The 19,447-nt window shown below is 38.1% G+C and carries 15 protein-coding genes, 2 pseudogenes and 1 riboswitch; of the genes and pseudogenes, 5 read left to right on the top strand and 12 right to left on the bottom strand.

The genetic code is table 11. The annotated features are described in order from the left end of the window. Position 1: 1 nt before the first annotated feature. Positions 2-979: a metal-dependent hydrolase gene (locus RCG17_RS17655; protein ID WP_308171436.1), complete on the top strand. Its 978-nt coding sequence runs from the start codon at positions 2-4 to the stop codon at positions 977-979. A gap of 35 nt (positions 980-1,014) precedes the next feature. Here the strand turns inward: RCG17_RS17655 and RCG17_RS17650 are convergent, their stop codons facing one another. Continuing rightward, positions 1,015-1,284, bottom strand: a complete 270-nt coding sequence (locus RCG17_RS17650; protein ID WP_308171435.1) for a YfhJ family protein — start codon at positions 1,282-1,284, stop codon at positions 1,015-1,017. Between the two features lie 123 nt (positions 1,285-1,407). On the opposite strand from RCG17_RS17650, the gene RCG17_RS17645 reads away from it, so the two are divergent. Continuing rightward, positions 1,408-1,581: a small, acid-soluble spore protein K gene (locus tag RCG17_RS17645; RefSeq protein WP_308175878.1), complete on the top strand. Its 174-nt coding sequence runs from the start codon at positions 1,408-1,410 to the stop codon at positions 1,579-1,581. Between the two features lie 38 nt (positions 1,582-1,619). Here RCG17_RS17645 and RCG17_RS17640 read toward each other — a convergent pair whose 3' ends face one another. Both RCG17_RS17640 and recX read right to left on the bottom strand, forming a co-directional pair. After that, on the bottom strand, positions 1,620-1,952 hold the full coding sequence (locus tag RCG17_RS17640) for a YfhH family protein (protein WP_308171434.1): 333 nt from the start codon (positions 1,950-1,952) through the stop codon (positions 1,620-1,622). Between the two features lie 90 nt (positions 1,953-2,042). Continuing rightward, a complete protein-coding gene (recX, locus tag RCG17_RS17635) occupies positions 2,043-2,855 on the bottom strand; it encodes a recombination regulator RecX (protein WP_308171433.1) in 813 nt (270 codons plus the stop codon). A 339-nt stretch (positions 2,856-3,194) separates the two neighbouring features. Here recX and RCG17_RS17630 point away from each other — a divergent pair, with 339 nt between their 5' ends. Both RCG17_RS17630 and RCG17_RS17625 read left to right on the top strand, forming a co-directional pair. After that, positions 3,195-3,323 carry a YfhE family protein gene (locus tag RCG17_RS17630; protein ID WP_308171432.1) on the top strand — a complete coding sequence of 43 codons (129 nt, stop codon included), beginning with the start codon at positions 3,195-3,197 and terminating at the stop codon, positions 3,321-3,323. A gap of 91 nt (positions 3,324-3,414) precedes the next feature. After that, positions 3,415-3,600 carry a YfhD family protein gene (locus tag RCG17_RS17625; protein WP_308171431.1) on the top strand — a complete coding sequence of 62 codons (186 nt, stop codon included), beginning with the start codon at positions 3,415-3,417 and terminating at the stop codon, positions 3,598-3,600. A 596-nt stretch (positions 3,601-4,196) separates the two neighbouring features. Here the strand turns inward: RCG17_RS17625 and RCG17_RS17620 are convergent. Next, on the bottom strand, positions 4,197-5,195 hold the full coding sequence (locus RCG17_RS17620) for a homoserine dehydrogenase (protein ID WP_308171430.1): 999 nt from the start codon (positions 5,193-5,195) through the stop codon (positions 4,197-4,199). Positions 5,196-5,264: 69 nt separating this feature from the next. Then, positions 5,265-5,373: riboswitch (SAM riboswitch) on the bottom strand. Positions 5,374-6,055: 682 nt separating this feature from the next. Here RCG17_RS17620 and RCG17_RS17615 point away from each other — a divergent pair. Further along, entirely contained in the window at positions 6,056-7,894 is a 1,839-nt protein-coding gene (locus RCG17_RS17615; RefSeq protein WP_308171429.1) for a glycoside hydrolase family 28 protein, read from the top strand. Between the two features lie 213 nt (positions 7,895-8,107). Here RCG17_RS17615 and argH read toward each other — a convergent pair. The 8 genes and pseudogenes from argH to argJ all read right to left on the bottom strand — a co-directional run bounded on the left by argH (position 8,108) and on the right by argJ (position 19,420). Then, positions 8,108-9,483 (bottom strand): annotated as a pseudogene (gene argH / locus RCG17_RS17610) (argininosuccinate lyase). An 81-nt stretch (positions 9,484-9,564) separates the two neighbouring features. Then, the gene (locus RCG17_RS17605) at positions 9,565-10,785 is read right to left on the bottom strand and encodes an argininosuccinate synthase (protein ID WP_308171428.1); all 1,221 of its coding nucleotides are present in this window, start codon (positions 10,783-10,785) and stop codon (positions 9,565-9,567) included. 116 nt (positions 10,786-10,901) lie between these two features. Beyond that, the gene (gene argF / locus RCG17_RS17600; RefSeq protein WP_308171427.1) at positions 10,902-11,879 is read right to left on the bottom strand and encodes an ornithine carbamoyltransferase; all 978 of its coding nucleotides are present in this window, start codon (positions 11,877-11,879) and stop codon (positions 10,902-10,904) included. Then, a pseudogene (carB, locus tag RCG17_RS17595) lies at positions 11,879-15,111 on the bottom strand (carbamoyl-phosphate synthase (glutamine-hydrolyzing) large subunit). The gene argF and the pseudogene carB overlap by 1 nt, the downstream one beginning before the upstream one ends. Beyond that, positions 15,098-16,180: a carbamoyl phosphate synthase small subunit gene (locus tag RCG17_RS17590; protein ID WP_308171426.1), complete on the bottom strand. Its 1,083-nt coding sequence runs from the start codon at positions 16,178-16,180 to the stop codon at positions 15,098-15,100. Before RCG17_RS17590 ends, carB begins: the two are co-directional and overlap by 14 nt. Before the next feature lie 17 nt (positions 16,181-16,197). Beyond that, entirely contained in the window at positions 16,198-17,385 is a 1,188-nt protein-coding gene (locus RCG17_RS17585; RefSeq protein WP_308171425.1) for an acetylornithine transaminase, read from the bottom strand. Next, on the bottom strand, positions 17,375-18,184 hold the full coding sequence (argB, locus tag RCG17_RS17580; RefSeq protein ID WP_308171424.1) for an acetylglutamate kinase: 810 nt from the start codon (positions 18,182-18,184) through the stop codon (positions 17,375-17,377). The genes RCG17_RS17585 and argB overlap by 11 nt, the downstream gene beginning before the upstream one ends. A 6-nt stretch (positions 18,185-18,190) precedes the next feature. Next, positions 18,191-19,420, bottom strand: a complete 1,230-nt coding sequence (gene argJ / locus RCG17_RS17575; RefSeq protein ID WP_374120967.1) for a bifunctional ornithine acetyltransferase/N-acetylglutamate synthase — start codon at positions 19,418-19,420, stop codon at positions 18,191-18,193. Positions 19,421-19,447: the final 27 nt, after the last annotated feature.

The raw sequence follows: 19,447 nt of genomic DNA, 5'->3' as shown, positions 1-19,447 counted from the left end.
TTTGGATACGGGAACTCATGTTGTGATGGGAATTGCCTTAGGTGGACTTGCATCACTAGATCCTGCCGTCGTAAGCAATCATATGACGGAAAGCGTTCTTATAGGAACAATCGTTGGTTCACAAATTCCAGATATTGATACCGTTTTAAAGCTTAGAAATAACGCGGTATATATTCGAAATCATCGAGGAATTACTCATTCCATTCCGGCTGTTATTTTATGGCCTCTCGTTATTTTAGCAGTTGTCTATCCATTTTTCCCAGACGCCAATTTATTACATTTGTGGTTGTGGACTTTTTTCGCCGTCTTCCTCCATGTGTTTGTAGATATTTTCAATGCCTATGGAACTCAAGCACTTAGACCATTTTCGTCAAAATGGGTTGCTCTAGGAATTATCAATACATTTGATCCTTTCATATTTGCAATCCATGTCGTTGGTATTATTCTCTGGATTGCAGGGGCAAATCCTGGATACACTTTCCTTGCTGTCTATGCAGTGGTCGCTTCCTATTATATCTTTAGAACACTTGCACAGCGGAGTATCCGACAAAAGGTACTTAAACTTGTACCAAATGCAACAGAGATAATTATTGCTCCTACACTTAGATTCAATCAATGGAGAATAGCCATCACGAATCCTCAACAATTTTTTGTTGGTCGGGGAGTGAATAATCAAATCATTATTTTAGATCAATTTAATCGAGTACCTGTACCTGACACACCCGTTCTTGATGCAGCCAAAAAGGATAAAAACTTATCCGCCTTCCTCTCTTTTTCACCTGTGTACCGATGGGAAGTGGATGAATTTGACGATGCCTATGAAGTGCGTTTTATCGATTTACGGTATAGAAGCAACAACCGCTACCCTTTCGTTGCAGTTGTTCAATTAGATCAGGACCTTAATATTATCAATTCCTATACAGGATGGATATTTAGCGAAGAAAAGCTCCGTAAAAAACTAGATGTCATTCCTGGCTGAAAGCATTAAAAAGCGGTGACCATAGTCATCGCTTTTTAATGTAATGTATTTTTATCCAATAAAAAATAATCTTTATATTTAGGATTTTGAGCTACAAATTCATGCAGCTTTTCTCCATATTGCTGAATCCATTGTTTGACAACTCTTTCTGTCATTTCAATCCCCTGATAAGGACGGCCCGCTTTTGCGTAAGTCGCTTCAAAGTCTTCCCAAAGTAATTCAACCCATATCTTAGCCTGCGCTGATGATAAGTAGTCATTTTTATCTAATAAAAACTTTGTAAGTCGTTCGTGATAATCGGTCATCCAATACACCCCATTGGTAATTTGTTTCAACATATTTAATAGCACTAAGCCAAATACTAAACTTACGTGAAAAGCACTGCTCTTCACAGTTTCTCATTCCGATTAAATGGAGGTATTCCAATGGTGAGAAATAAAGCAAGCAAATTCCCAAATCAGCCGCATAATAAATTTGAGGGAGAACCTCGGGCCAATGATGAGTATGCTTCAAAGAGGGCTGATGGAACCACCAATACTCATCCACAAGAGCGTATGCGTGCCTCCGGTGAACGTGAGAATGATTCGATTGGTTTAACGTAAGCAATCCTTTTTAACCAGAGATCCTATTCTCTGGTTTTTCAGTTAATTTCTATATCTATTTTTAACATTGATATTGGCAATGCCTCATCTTTTCCATCACCGTTCAATCGGTATCCCCAAGCAAACACACCGTTAAGATAATCTATTTTGAAAAACGTTCCAGGGGCCCCATCTAATTCATAGATCTGGCCTGGTTTAAACCAGTCCGGGTCAAGTAAATATGCTTTAGCCATCACTGCCTTTCTTTCAAGAACAGCAAATTCATTAACCATACCCATCTGCTCCGCTTTGCGTGCTTTTTCCTGTAACTTCGATATTTCCTGTCGGAGTTCATGCTCTGTCATTAGACTATAACGTTTATCTTGCTGCATACATTCATCCCCATTAATAATATGTTAACTTTAGTATAGTGAATATTGTCAAAATATGAAAGAAATTAAGTTCACGAATTTAAGAAGTCCTTAATCCAGTTCCTTTAATTCTAAAAGATATCTTTCAATGCCTTCGATTGAAAAGCCTTTTCGAAATAAAAATTGTTTCATTTTCTGCTCATATTCAAAACCTGTATAATGGGAAAACTTACGATGTGCCTTATTTCCCTGATATTTAATTGCCTCGAGCTCGTTATTGGCTTGTTTGTCCATATCAATTGTACTTTGAGCCATATTGATTACCTCAAAGCTATATCCTTTCCTTACTAACAAATTCTCAAGCTTTTGTTTTAAAACTCGTTTTGAGTCTTTCGAGTATTTTTGAAAAAACTTTTCGCTTAAGATTGTTGTTTTTTCTACTTGGAGCTCAAAAGTATACTGTTCAAGAGCGTGTTCAATGTACTTTTGGTCAATACCACGTTCTTTTAATTCAATTCCAATTAATCCCGGTCCTTTGTCGGTAGTATTGATTTGAGTTCTAACGTAAGCAAACGCGTACTCTCGATCATCTATGTATTTTTGTTCGATTAACTTGTGGATCACTTCCTGTATAACTGGCTCTTCCATTTCTTTTTTCAGTAAATAATCCTTTATTTCCTTTTCAGACCTAATTCTCCTTGCTAAGTAGGAAATGGCTGAATTGTATGCTTTTTGAATATCATCATGATAGTGTATTTCCATTAAAGAGAATTCATCAAGCTCTAATCCCTTTTTTAATTGATGCTTGATGAGAACATTTTCATCGACACTAAAAGCAAATTCTTCCCCTTTGCCATAATCCATAAAAATATTATATCGGTCCTGATTTTTTTGCTGAGTGGTGATCTTCGTAATAATAGCCATCTTCCTCACCTCATGTACTAATGTACCATATTTAACAGGAAATTTATGATAAGACGGTATCTTTCTTTCTCCGAAAGGTAAAAATGGAAATAAGTACATAAAGTGCTGAAGTTCTTTGTTTAAGGCTGTGTGAAAGGAAATTTTTGATTTTTTACCCCTGTTGATTGAAGCGGAAGGCAATTGACTCCTGCGGGAGTGCGGGTTAGGGGAGACCCCACAGGCGCCTAAGCGCCGAGGAGGCTCCCCGACACGCCCGCGGAAAGCAAGTGCCTGTAGCGGAAATCAACAGGCAAATTTAACACAGCCATTTCAAAAAATCATTCGAAAGGATTGAGGATCATGGTGGAGAAAAAGAAAAAGGAAAAACCAAAATTTACTTTAACAAGTGCACAGGAAGTTGGTTATCAACGAGATTTTAAATTAGCTGACCGTGCTGGCGGCTTTAATGAGCGAAGAACGAAGCATTAATTTCCATTTATGAAAGACAACCGTTAGGCAAAGATATTAAAGGAGGCAAATCCGCTTCCCACTAACTTAACGGTGAAAGGGGTTTTTTGCAATGGGTCGTTCTCATGGACATAAAACTCGTGATAAAAATAAAGCATCACTTCCACAAGTACCTAAGAACCTTAAATCAGATGGGATTGACGTAGAATATTCTCAGGAACTCGCTGATCAATCGGATTTGGAAGCACAAGCACGTTCAAACGCAGCGAATCAGCGCGTGAAAGTAAAAAGGAAGTAACCCCTTAGAATGTTATGCAAAAAAAGAGAAGCAGGTTAATCCTGCTTCTTTCCATATTAAAAGATATGAGGGGGATATTAAAAAAATCAGATTCTATTGAGAGATTTCATGATCGTAAAGCCGTGATAGAATCTTTTCATTAACAAGATGAGAAAGTTTGTGAATTTATTCACTACCCTCTCTACACTTTTAATATACTGGGTTTTTCACTATGCTTCAATGGTTTTCACAGTTTTTTAACATATTCATGTTGGAAAGTTGAATAGAATGTGAACAATGGTTATTTATTCCCGAATCTGTGGATATTGTGGATTATGTGGATATTGTCTTGCAATGGTTATCCTAAAAAGTTTTTATAGGCACATAAATGTTGATAACATTCTGTGGATATCTTCTGGCCTATCTGTGAATAGTGTGTGTAAGTCTGTGGAATACTCAAAAAACAAGGATTTGATTGTGGATAACATTCTTAATAACACAGTCTTAGAGGATTTGATCTTCCTAATAAGCTTATAATAAGCTCCAAAGTCTTGTTGATAAGCTTCATTACTCCCCTGCTTACTTTTACTGGCAGAGGAGATTAGATACTTAATATTCTATACTGTTTTAGCAAGAGACTGTTGCTGCAGCTCAGCCTTATACTGAGAAACATATACTAAATCTTCGATCATTGCACTTGCCGTTGGAAACATTCCTGCTCCTGGTCCTTGCAACGTAATACTGCCTACAATATCTGATTGCACATTAACCGCATTTTCCACCCCTTCAATATTATAAAAAGGATGAAATTTCTCGATTAAAACAGGTTTAATAGAACCGAATATTTCATCCCCTTTTTTACTGATGGATGCAATATGTTTAAACCTTAGCCCACATTTTTCAGCTTCTTGAATTTTCTCATAGGAAATGTCACTTATTCCCTGAATTTCGACGGATTTCCAATCTGGCTCTTTGCCAAATGCTATTTTACTCAAAATCATTAATTTATAAAAAGCATCTATACCTTCAATATCATTAGTCGGATCCGCTTCTGCAAACCCCTTTTGTTGTGCCAGCGTTAAGGCATCAGCAAAGGACTCTTTATTTTCCCGCATTTCAGTCAGAATAAAGTTTGATGTCCCATTAAGAATTCCTTGTACAGATTGAACCTGATTCACTTTTAGTAAATGACGAAGTGTTTGAATAATCGGAATGCCACCAGCAACAGTTGCCTCAAACCCCACTGAGACAGCATTTTCCTCTGCCAGTTTCATTAACTCTTTTCCATGGTGCGCAAACATCTGTTTATTGGCAGTTATGACATGACAGCCTTTTTGAATGGCTTTTTTCAAACAGGTAAAACTAGGTTCACTGCCAACAATGGCTTCCATAACGATATCAAGTTTGGGAAGTTGGATAATTTCATTAAAATCACTTGTTACAAGGATTTTATCAGAAATTTTTCTTGCCTTTTGCTTATTCCTAACTAGGACAGCAACAACTTTCACCTTTTTCCCCAAAATAGCAGTAAGCTCCTCTTGGTGTGATTCGATCGTCTTATAAACACCCTCCCCAACTGTTCCAAAGCCTAAAATCGCTACATTTAATACCGTCATGCTGCTGCACCCTTTCAATTAGTTATCAGAAAGAAAAGACCCTCTTCATAAGAAGAGGGTCTTTTCCTCCCCTTATCTTTCAGGTTAAAAACCTGCAGGAATTAGCACCTTTTCAAGGAATACCTTGAAGGTTGCCGGGCTTCATCGGGCCATGTCCCTCCGCCGCTCTGGATAAGAGTATTATTAGAATATTTCGTTCAAAGTTTATAGTTTGAATTTTAAGTGTTTTTTTGGATTGTGTCAATATTTTAAATTTTATTTTTTCACAAACTTGCTTGTCTTTCGCCCTTCTAATTGACAACGTTTGAATAATCTAAATTGCCCAAAATCCCAGGAGTGACAAAAGAAAAACAAGTATATTTTCCTGAATGAATTTCCTGAAAAATAGGTTAAAAGTCTTATTTTTCAAAAAAATCAAAATTTGTGTTGAACCTAAAAAAAGAGATAGTAAAATTAATAGTGAGATTAAATGTTAACGTTAACATTTATTATTGAAAAAGAAACTTTATCTTACCCTGAATAAAATTTATCAGGGAATTATTACTTATTTTTATATAATGTTAACGTTAATAATTTGAGAGAAGGAAGGTGCAGCAAGAATTTTAGCCAGAAAGTGTTCACAGGTAACACGACTCGAACAAATTTAGATTTTTTACATGTTTTTACTCTTTTTAGGACAGCAAGACTTTTTTACATCATGGAGATGTAAATATTCAATCCTAGTTGTTATCAAAAAAGAAAACGTTGTTATCGTTAAGTCCAAAAGATTTGTAACAGCAATGCCCAATCAAAGCAACAAGTACTTTGTTACACCTAATAATGTAAGCATTTCCATCGCACTCAAATTAGGAGGGTATTTAATGAAACTACGTAAAAAAGCTTTATCAACTATTGCTCTAACTTTAGCTCTCAGCAGTTCAGCCGTTGTGCCTTACGCTGTTTTTGCTGCACCACCAACTAGTGCTCCACAAGTATCAGTAGACAAATCAGCTCCAACATCACCACTTAATCTCAATGCCTATGCGACAACCTATAAATCTGTCAGTCTTATCTGGGATAAGTCAACTGATAACAAAGCTATAACAGCCTATGATGTTTATGCAGATGGTAAATTGGTAGGAAGTTCAACGCCAAATTCATATGGTGTCGCTGAAACAAACTTTACCGTAAAAGACTTAAAACCAAATACGATGTATAGTTTTAAAGTAGTTGCAAGAGATGTAGCTGGTAACCACTCGAATGAAAGCGCCCACATTATTGTAAGAACAGATGTAAAAGGACAAGTATTCAATGTAAAAGATTTCGGAGCAACAGGTGATGGCGTAACAAAGGATACAGCATTCCTTCAGGCTGCTATTGATGCCGCTTCAGCTTCGACAGCTGTTAATAATATTGTTGTTGTTCCAGCAGGTACATATTACACTGCTCCTTTAAATCTAAAAAGCAATATCACTTTCGAAATTGAAAAAGACGCAACTATTCTTGGAAGCCGCGATAAAGGAGATTATCCAGTTATCGAAAGCCGCTGGGAAGGTACTACATTCCCTTCTTACGAAGCTCTTATCACTTCACAAGGTGCTAAAAACCTTAAAGTGATCGGTGAAGGTACTATTGACGGAAATGCCGGCCCAATCAAAGAAGCGGATGCACAAGAACTAGCGTCTGGAGTAGATGCCTATGGATATCCTCTTAATAAGGTAAATGTCAGCGGCAACTATAACTATAATCAAGGAACATACGATCCAAATACAGGTGGCTCTGTTCAATTTGATATGGGATTATGGTGGGATAATCCCAAAGCTCCGACCCCTGCAAATAAAATTGCTCGTCCAAGAATGATAAACTTTATTCATTCTGACAATGTTCTTTTACAAGGTGTAAAAATCCAAAATTCACCATCATGGACCATTCAGCCATTGTACACCAACAATATGGTTATCGATAGTGTAAACGTTCAGAATCCATCCAGCCCTGTAGATGCACCAAATACAGACGGGGTTGACCCAGACTCAGTTAACGGATTAAAGATTATTGGCTCAACCTTCAACGTTGGTGATGACTGTATCGCTATTAAATCTGGTAAAGATGCACAAGGCCGACAAATTGGCGTTCCAAGCCAAAACATCGAAATCAGAAACAACATCATGAAGCATGGACATGGCGGCGTTACCATTGGCAGTGAAATGTCAGGGGGCGTTAAAAACGTTATCGCCAGAGACGACATCTTTGATGGAACCAACATCGGTATTCGAATGAAAACCCTTCGCGGACGTGGCGGTACGATTGAAAATCTTACATTTGACAATATCATGATGAAGGATATTGGCGGCGATGCATTCAATATTAACTCGAACTACACATCAAACGGTGTTCCACTGCCGTTCAATGGCACAATTGATGAAACAACTCCTCATATTAAAAATATTACGATTGAAAATATCAACTGTGTAGGTGCCAAAGAAGCGTCCTTTTTCCAAGGACTTCAAGAAAGCCCTGTTGATGGTCTAACTTTAAAGAACGTTAACATCCAAGCTGATAAACCATTGTATTTCCAATACGTAAAGAATATTACGATGGAAAATGTGAACATTAACAACGGTAATATGTTCCAGGATGGCAGCATATACAAGAATCTTACTCTTGACGGACAATCTCTTCCTGATAACGGTGATTGGACAGAAATTCAACCAACAAAATAGGTCTTTTATAAAAAACAGCATTAGTAGAAACTGATGCTGTTTTTTACTTTCTTTTTCGTTATTTACTGATTCGGCATTTTGTTTGCACTCAAGCATCATGTCGGCATTCTGATTACCTTCGTCCCCCTTTCCAATCGCTGATGGGCATCAGACCCCCGTATAAACAAAAAACCACCAATTTGGTGGCTTTCAGGAAAACTTCTTATTTGTAATTTATTTACTTATTTTGCATTCGGCAAGCTCAATTTGTTTTTTAACCTGCTCAGGTGATGTTCCGCCAAAGCTATTCCTTACGGCAACCACATGCTCAGGTGACAAGACTTCATAAATGTCGTCTTCAAATAATGAACTGAACTGCTGGTACTCTTCAAAGGACAAATCCAATAAAAACTTTTGATTCTGGATGGCATAAAGGACAATTTTTCCGATAATTTCATGGGCCTCACGGAATGGCAAGCCTTTAGTTACCAAATAATCGGCAATATCGGTAGCATTTGAAAAATCGTTATTAATTGCTTTACGCATAACATCTTTTTTCACCGTCATCGTTTCAATCATTGGTGCCAATAATTTAAGTGATCCTTCTAGTGTTTCAACCGTGTCAAACATACCCTCTTTATCTTCCTGCAAATCTTTATTATATGCGAGCGGCAAACCTTTTAATACAGTAAGCAAACCAATTAAGTTACCATAGGCACGGCCTGTTTTTCCTCTTAATAGCTCTGGAACATCAGGATTTTTCTTTTGCGGCATGATGCTTGAGCCTGTACAGAATGAATCGTCTAATTCAACAAATTGAAATTCCTGGGAGGACCAAATCACAAGTTCCTCAGAAATTCTAGAAATATGTGTCATGATGATAGATCCAATGGATAGAAATTCAAGAATAAAATCACGGTCGCTGACAGCATCCATGCTATTTGGATAAATGGTATCAAAGCCTAAAATTTCTGCAACGCGTTCGCGGTTAATTGGGAAGGTTGTCCCTGCTAAAGCACCGGAACCAAGCGGCATCCAGTTGATTCGTTTTAAACTATCCACTAATCTTTCTTTGTCACGTTCAAACATCCAAAAATAGGCCATTAAATGGTGGGCAAAGAAACCGGCTGTGCACGTTGTAAATGTGTATATCCAGGGATTAATGTTTCAATATTGGCTTTTGCCTGCTCAATAAGTGATGATTGAACATCCTCAACCAATTTAATGATTTCAGTTGTTTTTGTTCTTAAATAAAGGTGCATATCAACAGCAACTTGGTCGTTTCGGCTGCGTCCTGTATGCAATTTGCCTCCTACTTGGCCAATTTTTTCTGTTAATAATCTTTCAATATTCATATGAATATCTTCATCTTCGATTAAAAACTCTACCTCATTATTATCAAGCATTTTTTTAATCGTTAAGAGACCATTTTTTATTTGCTCCGCATCCTCTTGCGGAATAATGCCGCATTCACCTAGCATTTGAACATGTGCCATACTTCCCGCAATATCTTCTTTAGCCAGTTTTTGGTCAAATGGAATCGAAGCAGTAAATTCTTCGACAAGTTTATTTGTTTCTTTTGTGAAGCGGCCACCCCATAACTTCGCCACGCCGATTTCCTCCTTATTATCATCATCAAGCAGATTGCCCCCGAAAATGAATTTCGAGGGCACCCCTTAAGTAATAGTATACTATTTTGATTCAACCATTATTTCTTTTTTTTTGTTAACTTCTGAATAAACCTTTGTTGGTAATCCAAAAATCTTAATGAATCCTTCTGCAGCCTGATGATCAAACGCATCGCCTTTAGAGTAAGTAGCCAATTCTTCATTGTAAAGGCTGTTATCTGACTTACGTGCAACCACTGTATGGCTTCCTTTGAAAAGTTTAATACGGATTGTTCCAGAAACAGTTTTTTGTGTTTCTTCAACAAATGCATCCAAGGCTGTTCTTAATGGTGAATACCATAAACCTTCATAGATCAGTTTTGTCATTTGCTGCTCAACTTGTGTTTTAAATTGCGTAATCTCACGAGGAAGTGTTAAAAATTCTAATTCTTTATGTGCATTAATTAATATTAAGGCAGCTGGATTTTCATACACTTCACGAGATTTAATCCCTACTAATCTATTTTCAATATGGTCAATACGTCCGACTCCATGTTTACCGCCTAGTAGGTTTAAAGTTTCGATTAATTGGACCAATGGCAGCTGTTCGCCGTTAAGAGCAACTGGAACACCTTGTTCAAATTCAATTTCGATATACTCTGGAGCATCTGGTGTTAACTCAACGGGAGTGGTCCACGCAAACGCACCTTCAGGAGCTTCATTCCAAGGATTTTCAAGAACACCAGCTTCGCAGGCACGGCCCCAAATGTTGGCATCAATTGAATAAGGATTTTCTAAATTAGCAGGCACTGGTATCCCATGCTTATCTGCATATTCAATTTCTTCATCGCGGTTCATTCCCCATTCACGAACAGGTGCAACCACCTTTAAGCTTGGGTTTAATGCTTGAATCGAAACTTCAAAACGAACTTGGTCATTACCTTTACCTGTGCAGCCATGTGCTACTGCTGTTGCCCCTTCTTTTTCCGCAACATCAACTAATAGTTTCGAAATTAACGGACGAGACAAGGCAGATGATAATGGATATTTACCTTCATACAGGCAATTTGCTTTCAATGCAGGTAAAATATACTCTTTTGCGAGCATTTCCTTCGCATCGATCATATAGGCTTTAATAGCACCAACGTTTAAAGCTTTATTCTTGATCGCTTCAAGATCTTTTCCTTCACCAACATCCAATCCTAAAGCAATAACATCATAACCATATTTTTCTTGAATCCATTTAACTGAAACGGATGTATCTAAACCACCTGAGTATGCTAAGACAATTTTTTCTTTCGCCACTTTATATTCTCCTCACATTCCATTGCATTAAAATTCAATCGATAGAATTATTATACAATAAGCAACAAAAAAATTGCCACTATTTTTTTAAAAAAAACTTGCCTTTTATTGGTTTTTTATAAAATGACAGCTTTTAAAATGGCTTTTTGTGCATGCAAACGGTTCTCTGCTTCGTCAAAAACGACTGAATGTGGACCATCAATAATGTCAGCTGTCACTTCTTCACCACGGTGGGCAGGTAAACAATGCATAAAGATGTAATCGCTTTTTGCATAACTGCAAAGTTCCTCATTTACTTGGTAAGCTTGAAAAGCCTGCAGCCTTTCTTGCGCTTCTGCTTCCATACCCATGCTGGTCCAGACATCTGTTACAACGACATCCGCATCTTTCATCGCTTCAATTGGATCCGTTATAATCGAAATTGTACTTCCTGTTAGTTTCGCATCTTCCAATGCCTTTGCAACGATTTCCTGATTTGGTCTGTATTTTTCAGGGCTGGCAACACTAATATGCATGCCAACCTTCGCAGCAGCTTCAATTAATGAGTGTGTTACGTTATTATTTCCATCGCCAACATAGCATAGTTTTAGTCCGTCTAATTTTCCTTTATATTCAATAATCGTTTGCAAATCAGCCATTACCTGTACAGGGTGATGGGGATCCGTTAATCCATTGATAATCGGCACATCAGCGTGATGAGCAAATTCCTGGATGGATTCATGTGAAAAAGTACGAATCATTAGCGCATCAAGATATCTTGATAAAACGATTGCCGTGTCGTGAATACTTTCGCCTCTTCCTAATTGAATATCCCTTGGGCTTAGGAAAATCGCATGCCCTCCGAGCTGGAGCATACCAACTTCAAACGAAACACGGGTGCGCGTGGATGATTTTTCAAAAAGCATTCCTAATACTTTCCCGGCAAGATATGGATGAGGGATTCCAGATTTTTGGAGTTTTTTTAGTTCCTTTGCTTCTTCGAGTAAATATAAAATCTCAGCAGTTGAAAAATCAGCAATACTTAAGAAATCTTTTCCCTTCAATTTTGCCTGCATGACATCACTGCTTTCGGTTGTTTTTATTGCCTGAACCATTATAGCGTCCCTCCTATTTTACTTTCTTCGATTTTAAAATATTCGCCTACCGTATAGACACCCGTTTCTAAAGGCTTATTTTTTCTCAATTCAATAATTGCTTTAACCGTATCAAAATGGGTATAACACGGGACATTGTATTTTACGGATTGTTCTCGTAGGTAAAAACCAAATTTGCTATCGTTACGGCCTTCATTCGGAATGTTAATAACCGCTCTGATTTTTTGATTTCGATAAAATTTATTTAATTGATCCGAATTCTTTATAATCTCTTCAACTATTATACCATTTCTTTGAAGGAACTCTGCTGTTCCTTCTGTTGCTGCAAACTTGAATTGATTACTAGCTAATTCTTTGACCGTTGGCAAGCTTTCTTCTTTTGCTCGATCAGAAATGGAGCATAAGACATATTCTTCATCATTTGTTTGCTCTTGCATAAATGGAAGGGCTTTTCTTAATGCCTCATCAAGTGTAACGCCTAACCCAAGAATCTCTCCTGTTGACTTCATTTCAGGTCCTAGTACAGGATCGACTCCTTTTAATTTTCCTGATGAAAATACAGGTGATTTAACAGCATAATAATGTGGTTCAGGAAGTAATCCAATCTTTAAACTTAAGTCTTTTAACGCCTCGCCCAGTTGAACACGTATGGCCCATTCAATCATTGGAGTTCCTGTCACTTTACTGATAATCGGAACGGTTCTTGAGGAACGAGGATTCACCTCTAACACATAAACTACATTTTCATAAATTACGAATTGGATATTCATAATTCCGACAATCGGCATTGATTTAGCAATTCTAGCGGCATAATCAATTAATATTTCTTTCATCTCATTGGATAAAGATACAGGAGGGAACACAGAAATGCTATCCCCGAGTGAACGCCGGCTCTTTCAATATGCTCAAATATCCCTGGTACGACAAGATCCTGGCCATCACTTATTACATCTACTTCACACTCAAGTCCAGGCATATAGCGGTCTACAAGCAAAGGCCACATTTGATCCTGAGAATTCTCCGCTAATTGATGGATATATCGTTTTAATTCTTCCTCATTATAAATCGTAAACATCGATTGACCGCCGATTACATATGACGGACGAACTAAAACCGGGTAACCCAATTTTGCAGCAGCAGCCAGTAATTCTTCTGCATGATTTGCTATTTCCCCATTAATATGCGGTATTTTTAATTCTTCCAGCAACTGATAAAACTCTTTGCGGTCTTCGAGTTTATCCACATCTGAAACGGTAGTTCCTAAAATCTTGACACCCTCTTCTTCTAAGGCGTGTGCAATATTGATGGCAGTCTGGCCGCCAAATTGAATAAGGACTCCTTCTACCTTTTCTTTTTCAATAACACGCAAAACATCTTCTACAGCTAACGGTTCAAAATAAAGTTTGTCTGCAACTGAGTAATCTGTGCTGACTGTCTCAGGATTATTATTAATAACGACTGCTTCATACCCTTTTTTCTTAAGTGCCTTTGCTGCATGAACAGAACAATAATCAAATTCGATCCCTTGCCCAATTCGAATAGGGCCAGAACCAATAACTAAAATTTTTCTTCCTGTTGTTACTTCTACTTCATCAAAACCTAGCCATGTAGAATAATAGTATGGAGTGACGGCATCAAATTCAGCTGAACAGGTATCAACCATTTTATAACCAGGCTTCCAATTTAATTCCTTCCACTTGTCTCTAATTTCTTTTTCGGGTAATGAATAGATTTTTGCTAAATGTTTATCAGAAATATTGTTTCGTTTAGCTGTTTTAAGCAGCGATGTTGGAACACTAGTCCACGTAAAAGCTGATAAATCTTTTTCCAACTCGACGATTGCATTAATTTTGTGTAAAAACCATGGATCAATCTGGGTAAGCTGCTGAATTTTTTCAAATGGCATATCTCGTCTCATTGCTTCAGCGATTACGAATAAGCGCTGATCATTTGCCTTTTCCAGCATTTTAACCAAAGTATCCATACCCCATGAATGGTTAGCAGCATTTGTTAAGCTGTAAACATTCAATTCGAGAGAACGAATGGCTTTATTTAATGCACCTTCAAATGTACGGTCAATCGCCATTACTTCCCCTGTAGCCTTCATTTGGGTTCCCAGCGAACGATCTGCCTCAGGGAACTTATCAAATGGAAAACGCGGCAGTTTTACCACAATATAATCAATCGCAGGTTCAAACGAAGCAAATGTATTTCCAGTAATTGGATTTAGAATTTCATCCAAATGATAGCCAACCGAACATTTTGCAGCCATACGAGCAATTGGATAGCCCGTTGCCTTTGAAGCTAATGCAGATGAACGGCTTACCCTTGGATTTACTTCAATAATGCAATACTCGTTTGAATTGGGATTAAGAGCAAACTGAATGTTACAGCCGCCAATAATTTTTAATTCTCTAATAACTTTTATGGATGCATCACGAAGCATTTGATATTGAACATCTGTTAATGTTTGTGATGGAGCAACGACGATGGAATCTCCGGTATGAACGCCTACAGGATCCATATTTTCCATGTTGCAAACAATAATGCACGTATCATTGGCATCGCGCATGACTTCATACTCGATTTCCTTCCAGCCCTTTATACTCCTCTCCACCAACACTTGATGAATCGGACTGGCTGTTAACCCTTTTTTAAGGAAGGTCTCAAGATCTGTATCATTATAGGCAAATCCTCCGCCTTCTCCTCCGAGCGTGTAAGCAGGGCGGATAATGACAGGATAACCAATTTCTTTAACGAATTTTACTCCATCATCATAGGAGGTAATGATGCTTGATTCAGGGATTGGCTCACCAATTTTAATCATTAGGTTTCTGAATCTTTCGCGATCCTCGCCATTTTTAATGGATTCAACAGAGGTCCCTAGCAGTTCAACGTTATACTTTTGCAAGATTTTTTGCTCGTATAGTTCTACAGTTAAGTTTAACCCCGTTTGTCCTCCGAGCGTTCCGATAATTCCGTCTGGTTTTTCTTTCTTAATAATTTTTTCAATTGTAGCGATATTTAGCGGCTCAATATATACTTTATCTGCCACAGTCTCATCAGTCATAATCGTAGCCGGATTATTATTAATGAGAACAACCTCAATGCCCTCTTCTTTTAAGGCAATGCATGCCTGTGTTCCTGCATAATCAAATTCGGCTGCCTGGCCAATGACAATGGGACCTGATCCAATTACTAGTACCTTTTTCAAATTTTTACGTAATGGCATATCGTGTCTCTCCCATTGAAGTAATTTGGCTGACAAACTCCGTTAAAATATGGGCTGTATCACTTGGGCCCGGATGTGCTTCTGGATGAAATTGCACGGTTTGGATTGGATATTTAACGTGTTTTAATCCCTCAATCGAATGATCATTTACATTTCGGTAGGTGATTTTAAATACGTTTGTGTCAATACTTTCATCGACGACAACATAGCCATGGTTCTGCGCGGTAATTTTCACTTTGCCGGTCATCAGTTCCTTTACAGGGTGATTACCGCCTCGATGTCCATAAGCTAATTTTGTTGTTTTTGCTCCATATGCCAGGGCAATCAATTGATGTCCCAAGCAAATTCCCAGTGTAGGATAATGCTGCGTAATCCTTTTAATTTCTGGAAACCATTGTTTCAGTTCCATTGGATCACTGGGTCCATTTGATAACAATACTCCATCAGGAGCTAGAGCCTTCACTTTTTCAAATGGGGTATTATATGGCACAACCGTAACGGAGCAATTCTCCGCTAAAAGCGCCGTTAAAATCGATTTTTTATAACCAAAATCCATTAGGACAACATGCGGGCCATTATTTTTATAATTAGTAATCTTATTCGTTGATACTTTGTTAACCCAAAAAGGATTTTCTTCAAAAGAATCAAAAGCAGTTTGTTCGATTGTTTCAGCGCTTATAATCCCCTTCACTGTCCCTCTTGAGCGAATCGTTTTTACAAGCATTCTTGTATCTACTTCGGCAAGTCCTGATACTCCAGCCTGAGTTAATTTTTCAGAAAACCTTTGCATTGATTGATAGTGGCTTGGGGTCTCACATAAATCTCCGATAATGACACCTGATAAAGCCGGATTAATGCTCTCATCATCCAATGAATTTACTCCATAATTCCCAATTATCGGATAACAAAAAGTAATAATTTGCCCAGCATATGAAGGGTCTGTGATTATTTCTTGGTAGCCGGTCATACTTGTATTAAAAACAACTTCCCCGAAAGAATCCTTACTTGCACCAATTAGAACTCCCTCAAATATCTCTCCGGTTTCCAAAGTAAGATATCCTTGTTTCACAATTTCACTGCCTTTCTCTATATACTTTGGAAAACTTTCTCCAATATCTTTACGAATTGCAATATTTCCTCTTTTGTTGCCGTTAGCGGCGGCAAAATACGTACTACGTTCGGACCTGCGGTTAAAATTAGCAGCTGATTTGTAATCGCCTTTTGAACAATTTCAGCAGCGTTTACTTCAACAATAATTCCTTTTAAGAGCCCTTTTCCGCGAATGTCCTTAATAAAGCTAAACTTGGTTTTCAAATCTGCTAACTCGGCATCTAAATATTCTGCGATCTCGTTTACATGAGTTAGTAAATTGCTGGTAACAATATGTTGAACAGTCGCAACTCCGGCAGCGGTTACTAGCGGATTCCCGCCAAATGTGCTGCCATGGCTTCCCGGGTCAAATGCTTTTGCAACTCTCTCCTTAGCGATTATTGCTCCGATTGGTAATCCTGATCCAAGACCTTTTGCAAGACTGATTACATCAGGCTCAATATCATAATGCTCATAGGAAAACAATTTACCTGTTCTCCCCATTCCTGTTTGAATTTCATCTACCATCAAGAGAATATCATTCTCTTTGCAAATGGCTTCAAGCTTTTTCACCCATTCTGGTTCAGCTGGAATCACTCCACCTTCACCTTGGATCAGTTCAAGAAGCACTGCGGCGGGCTTTAGGTCAGCCAGTAGATCTAGGGAGGCAAAATCATTATAAGCAAGATACTGGAATCCTGATACCAATGGATAAAAACCTTTTTGAATTTTTTCCTGACCTGTTGCAGACAAGGTCGCCATTGTTCTTCCGTGAAATGATTGTTTAAAGGTAATCACTAAATGTTGATCCGTGCCTTTTACCTTTTGAGCATACCTTCTTGCTATTTTAATTGCAGCCTCATTGGCTTCTGCACCGCTGTTACAAAAAAATACTTGATCACCACAGCTATTTGCAACGAGCAATCCTGCAAGTTTTTCTTGGTTAGGTATATGATAAAGGTTTGAGCAATGCCATAAATTTTGTAATTGTTCTTCCAGTTTTTCTTTCACAACATCAGGAACGTGACCTAAGTTACAAGTAGCGATCCCTGATGTAAAATCCAAATATTTTTTCCCTTGATCATCCCATACATAGCTCCCTTTCCCTTTTACAATCGTAACAGGAAAGCGGGCATAAGTTGCCATAAGTGGTGAGACCGTTGAGACTTCAGGATTATTTGCCATTACTAAACACCTCGTCTAGAACAATTTTAGTTCCAACTTCATTTCCATTCGTATAATCGATTAAACTATTTTCCTCCAGCCCATTTATGATCCCAACTTCAGGAATGTTATGGACAAGACCATCGATTGCAGCTTTTACTTTTGGAATCATTCCGCCCCAAATCGTTTGATTATCAATCAGCTCTTCAACTTCCTTTTTCGTAGCCTTCGTGAGCTTTATCTTTTGTCCATCTTTTTCCACAAGGATTCCAGGTATATCACTGATAAAGCAAAGATTCGCTCCTAAGCTTTTCGCAATCGCCGATGCAGCAACGTCGCCATTAATGTTATACCGCTGACCATCCTCACCAATCCCTACTGGTGAAATAACAGGAATATAACCTTGGTTAATGACTCCCTCAATCAGTTTATGGTTAACATTCACAACCTCACCAACAAACCCTAAGGTGTCAGATGCCTCCGTTGGCTTTGCTTGTAATAAACCTCCATCTACACCACTGATTCCGAAAGCATTGCCCCCAGCTTCCAGGATCTTTCTAACCACCTGCTTATTGACCGCTCCGCTTAAAACCATTTCAACAATGTCTAATACAGGTTGACTTGTAACTCTCAGTCCATTTATAAAAGTGGTTTCAACATTTAACTTTTGCAATAGTTCAGTGATAAGTGGTCCGCCTCCATGAACAATGATCGGGGTCCACTCACCTGATTGGTGGAGTGAAACGACATCTTGATAAAAACTTTTCGGTAATTTTTCAAGGACGCTGCCGCCCCATTTAATCACAATATATTTCATCATTTCACCTCATGAACGGTATGATGCATTGATTTTAATATAGTCATAAGTTAAATCGCATCCCCAAGCCGCCGCACTATAGTTACCTTGATTTAGCTCAACAAAGATTTGGATAGTATCTTGTTCTAAATATTGCTTAACTTCCTCTTCATTAATCGGACATGGTAAGCCATCTTCAAAAACGACAAAAGACCCAATCGAAACTTTAACTAAATTTGGCTCAACAGGAACACCGCTATAGCCAATTGCTGTAACAATTCTTCCCCAATTGGGATCCGTTCCATAAATAGCGGTTTTAACTAGGTTAGATGAAATAATCGATTTACCAACAGCACCTGCATCAGATTGACAACTTGCGCTATTTACCTGAACTTCGATTAATTTTGTAGCTCCTTCACCGTCTTTAGCAATTTTTTTTGCTAACTCTTGGCACACAAGCTTCAGCCCATTTAAGAAAATGTTCCATTCTGGATGGTCAACGGTTAACGTGTTATTACCCGCCATTCCATTAGCCATGACTAATACCATATCATTTGTACTTGTATCACCATCGACGGTAATCATATTAAAAGTTTGGTTGGTAACTTCTTTTAAGGCTGCTAATAAACTCTCCTGCTCAATATTGGCATCTGTTGTAACAAAACCAAGCATGGTTGCCATATTGGGGTGGATCATTCCAGAACCCTTTGCGGCCCCGCCGATACTAATAATCTTTCCGTCTACTTTAATTTGCACACCGATATTTTTAGGAGCCAAGTCTGTTGTTAAAATAGCTGCTTGAAATTTACTTTCGGCTTCATTTTCTTCTTTTAGAATTTGTTTAATACCAGAGATCACTTTGTCCATTGGCATTTTTTCACCAATGACTCCTGTCGAAGTAACGGCAACGTAATGTTCTTTTATTCCGAGCTCCGCTGCAAATTGCTTTTGCATTTCATAAGCATCTTTCAACCCTTGATCTCCTGTACAGGAATTGGCGTTTCCAGAGTTTACAATGATCGCCTGGATTTTCTTTTCCTTGGAAATACTTTCTTGTGTGACCAATAATGGAGCTGCTTGAAAAATATTTGTTGTATAAACTCCTGCAGCAGTCGCAGGCACTTCAGAAACAATATATCCCAAGTCAAGTTTGCCGTTCTTTTTTAACCCGCAATGAACTCCACCTGCATTAAAACCTTTTGGTAATGTTACACTTTCATTTTCAAGAATAACCATGTCGTTATTCATCATTGTCGGAATCAAATTAACCTCTCCTTCATCATTCGT

This window comes from Neobacillus sp. PS3-12 (assembly GCF_030915385.1).
GTDB lineage: Bacteria > Bacillota > Bacilli > Bacillales > Cytobacillaceae > JAEVLT01.
This window is presented reverse-complemented; position numbering and strand designations above follow the sequence as displayed.

Bases quoted from the DNA above. Each gene is read 5' to 3' on its own strand.
- RCG17_RS17650 (WP_308171435.1), bottom strand. From the start codon at position 1,284: ATGACCGATTATCACGAACGACTTACAAAGTTTTTATTAGATAAAAAT.
- RCG17_RS17640 (WP_308171434.1), bottom strand. From the start codon at position 1,952: ATGCAGCAAGATAAACGTTATAGTCTAATGACAGAGCATGAACTCCGA.
- recX (WP_308171433.1), bottom strand. From the start codon at position 2,855: ATGGCTATTATTACGAAGATCACCACTCAGCAAAAAAATCAGGACCGA.
- RCG17_RS17630 (WP_308171432.1), top strand. From the start codon at position 3,195: ATGGTGGAGAAAAAGAAAAAGGAAAAACCAAAATTTACTTTAACAAGT.
- RCG17_RS17625 (WP_308171431.1), top strand. From the start codon at position 3,415: ATGGGTCGTTCTCATGGACATAAAACTCGTGATAAAAATAAAGCATCA.
- RCG17_RS17620 (WP_308171430.1), bottom strand. From the start codon at position 5,195: ATGACGGTATTAAATGTAGCGATTTTAGGCTTTGGAACAGTTGGGGAG.
- RCG17_RS17615 (WP_308171429.1), top strand. From the start codon at position 6,056: ATGAAACTACGTAAAAAAGCTTTATCAACTATTGCTCTAACTTTAGCT.
- argF (WP_308171427.1), bottom strand. From the start codon at position 11,879: ATGGTTCAGGCAATAAAAACAACCGAAAGCAGTGATGTCATGCAGGCA.
- RCG17_RS17585 (WP_308171425.1), bottom strand. From the start codon at position 17,385: ATGGCAAATAATCCTGAAGTCTCAACGGTCTCACCACTTATGGCAACT.
- argB (WP_308171424.1), bottom strand. From the start codon at position 18,184: ATGATGAAATATATTGTGATTAAATGGGGCGGCAGCGTCCTTGAAAAA.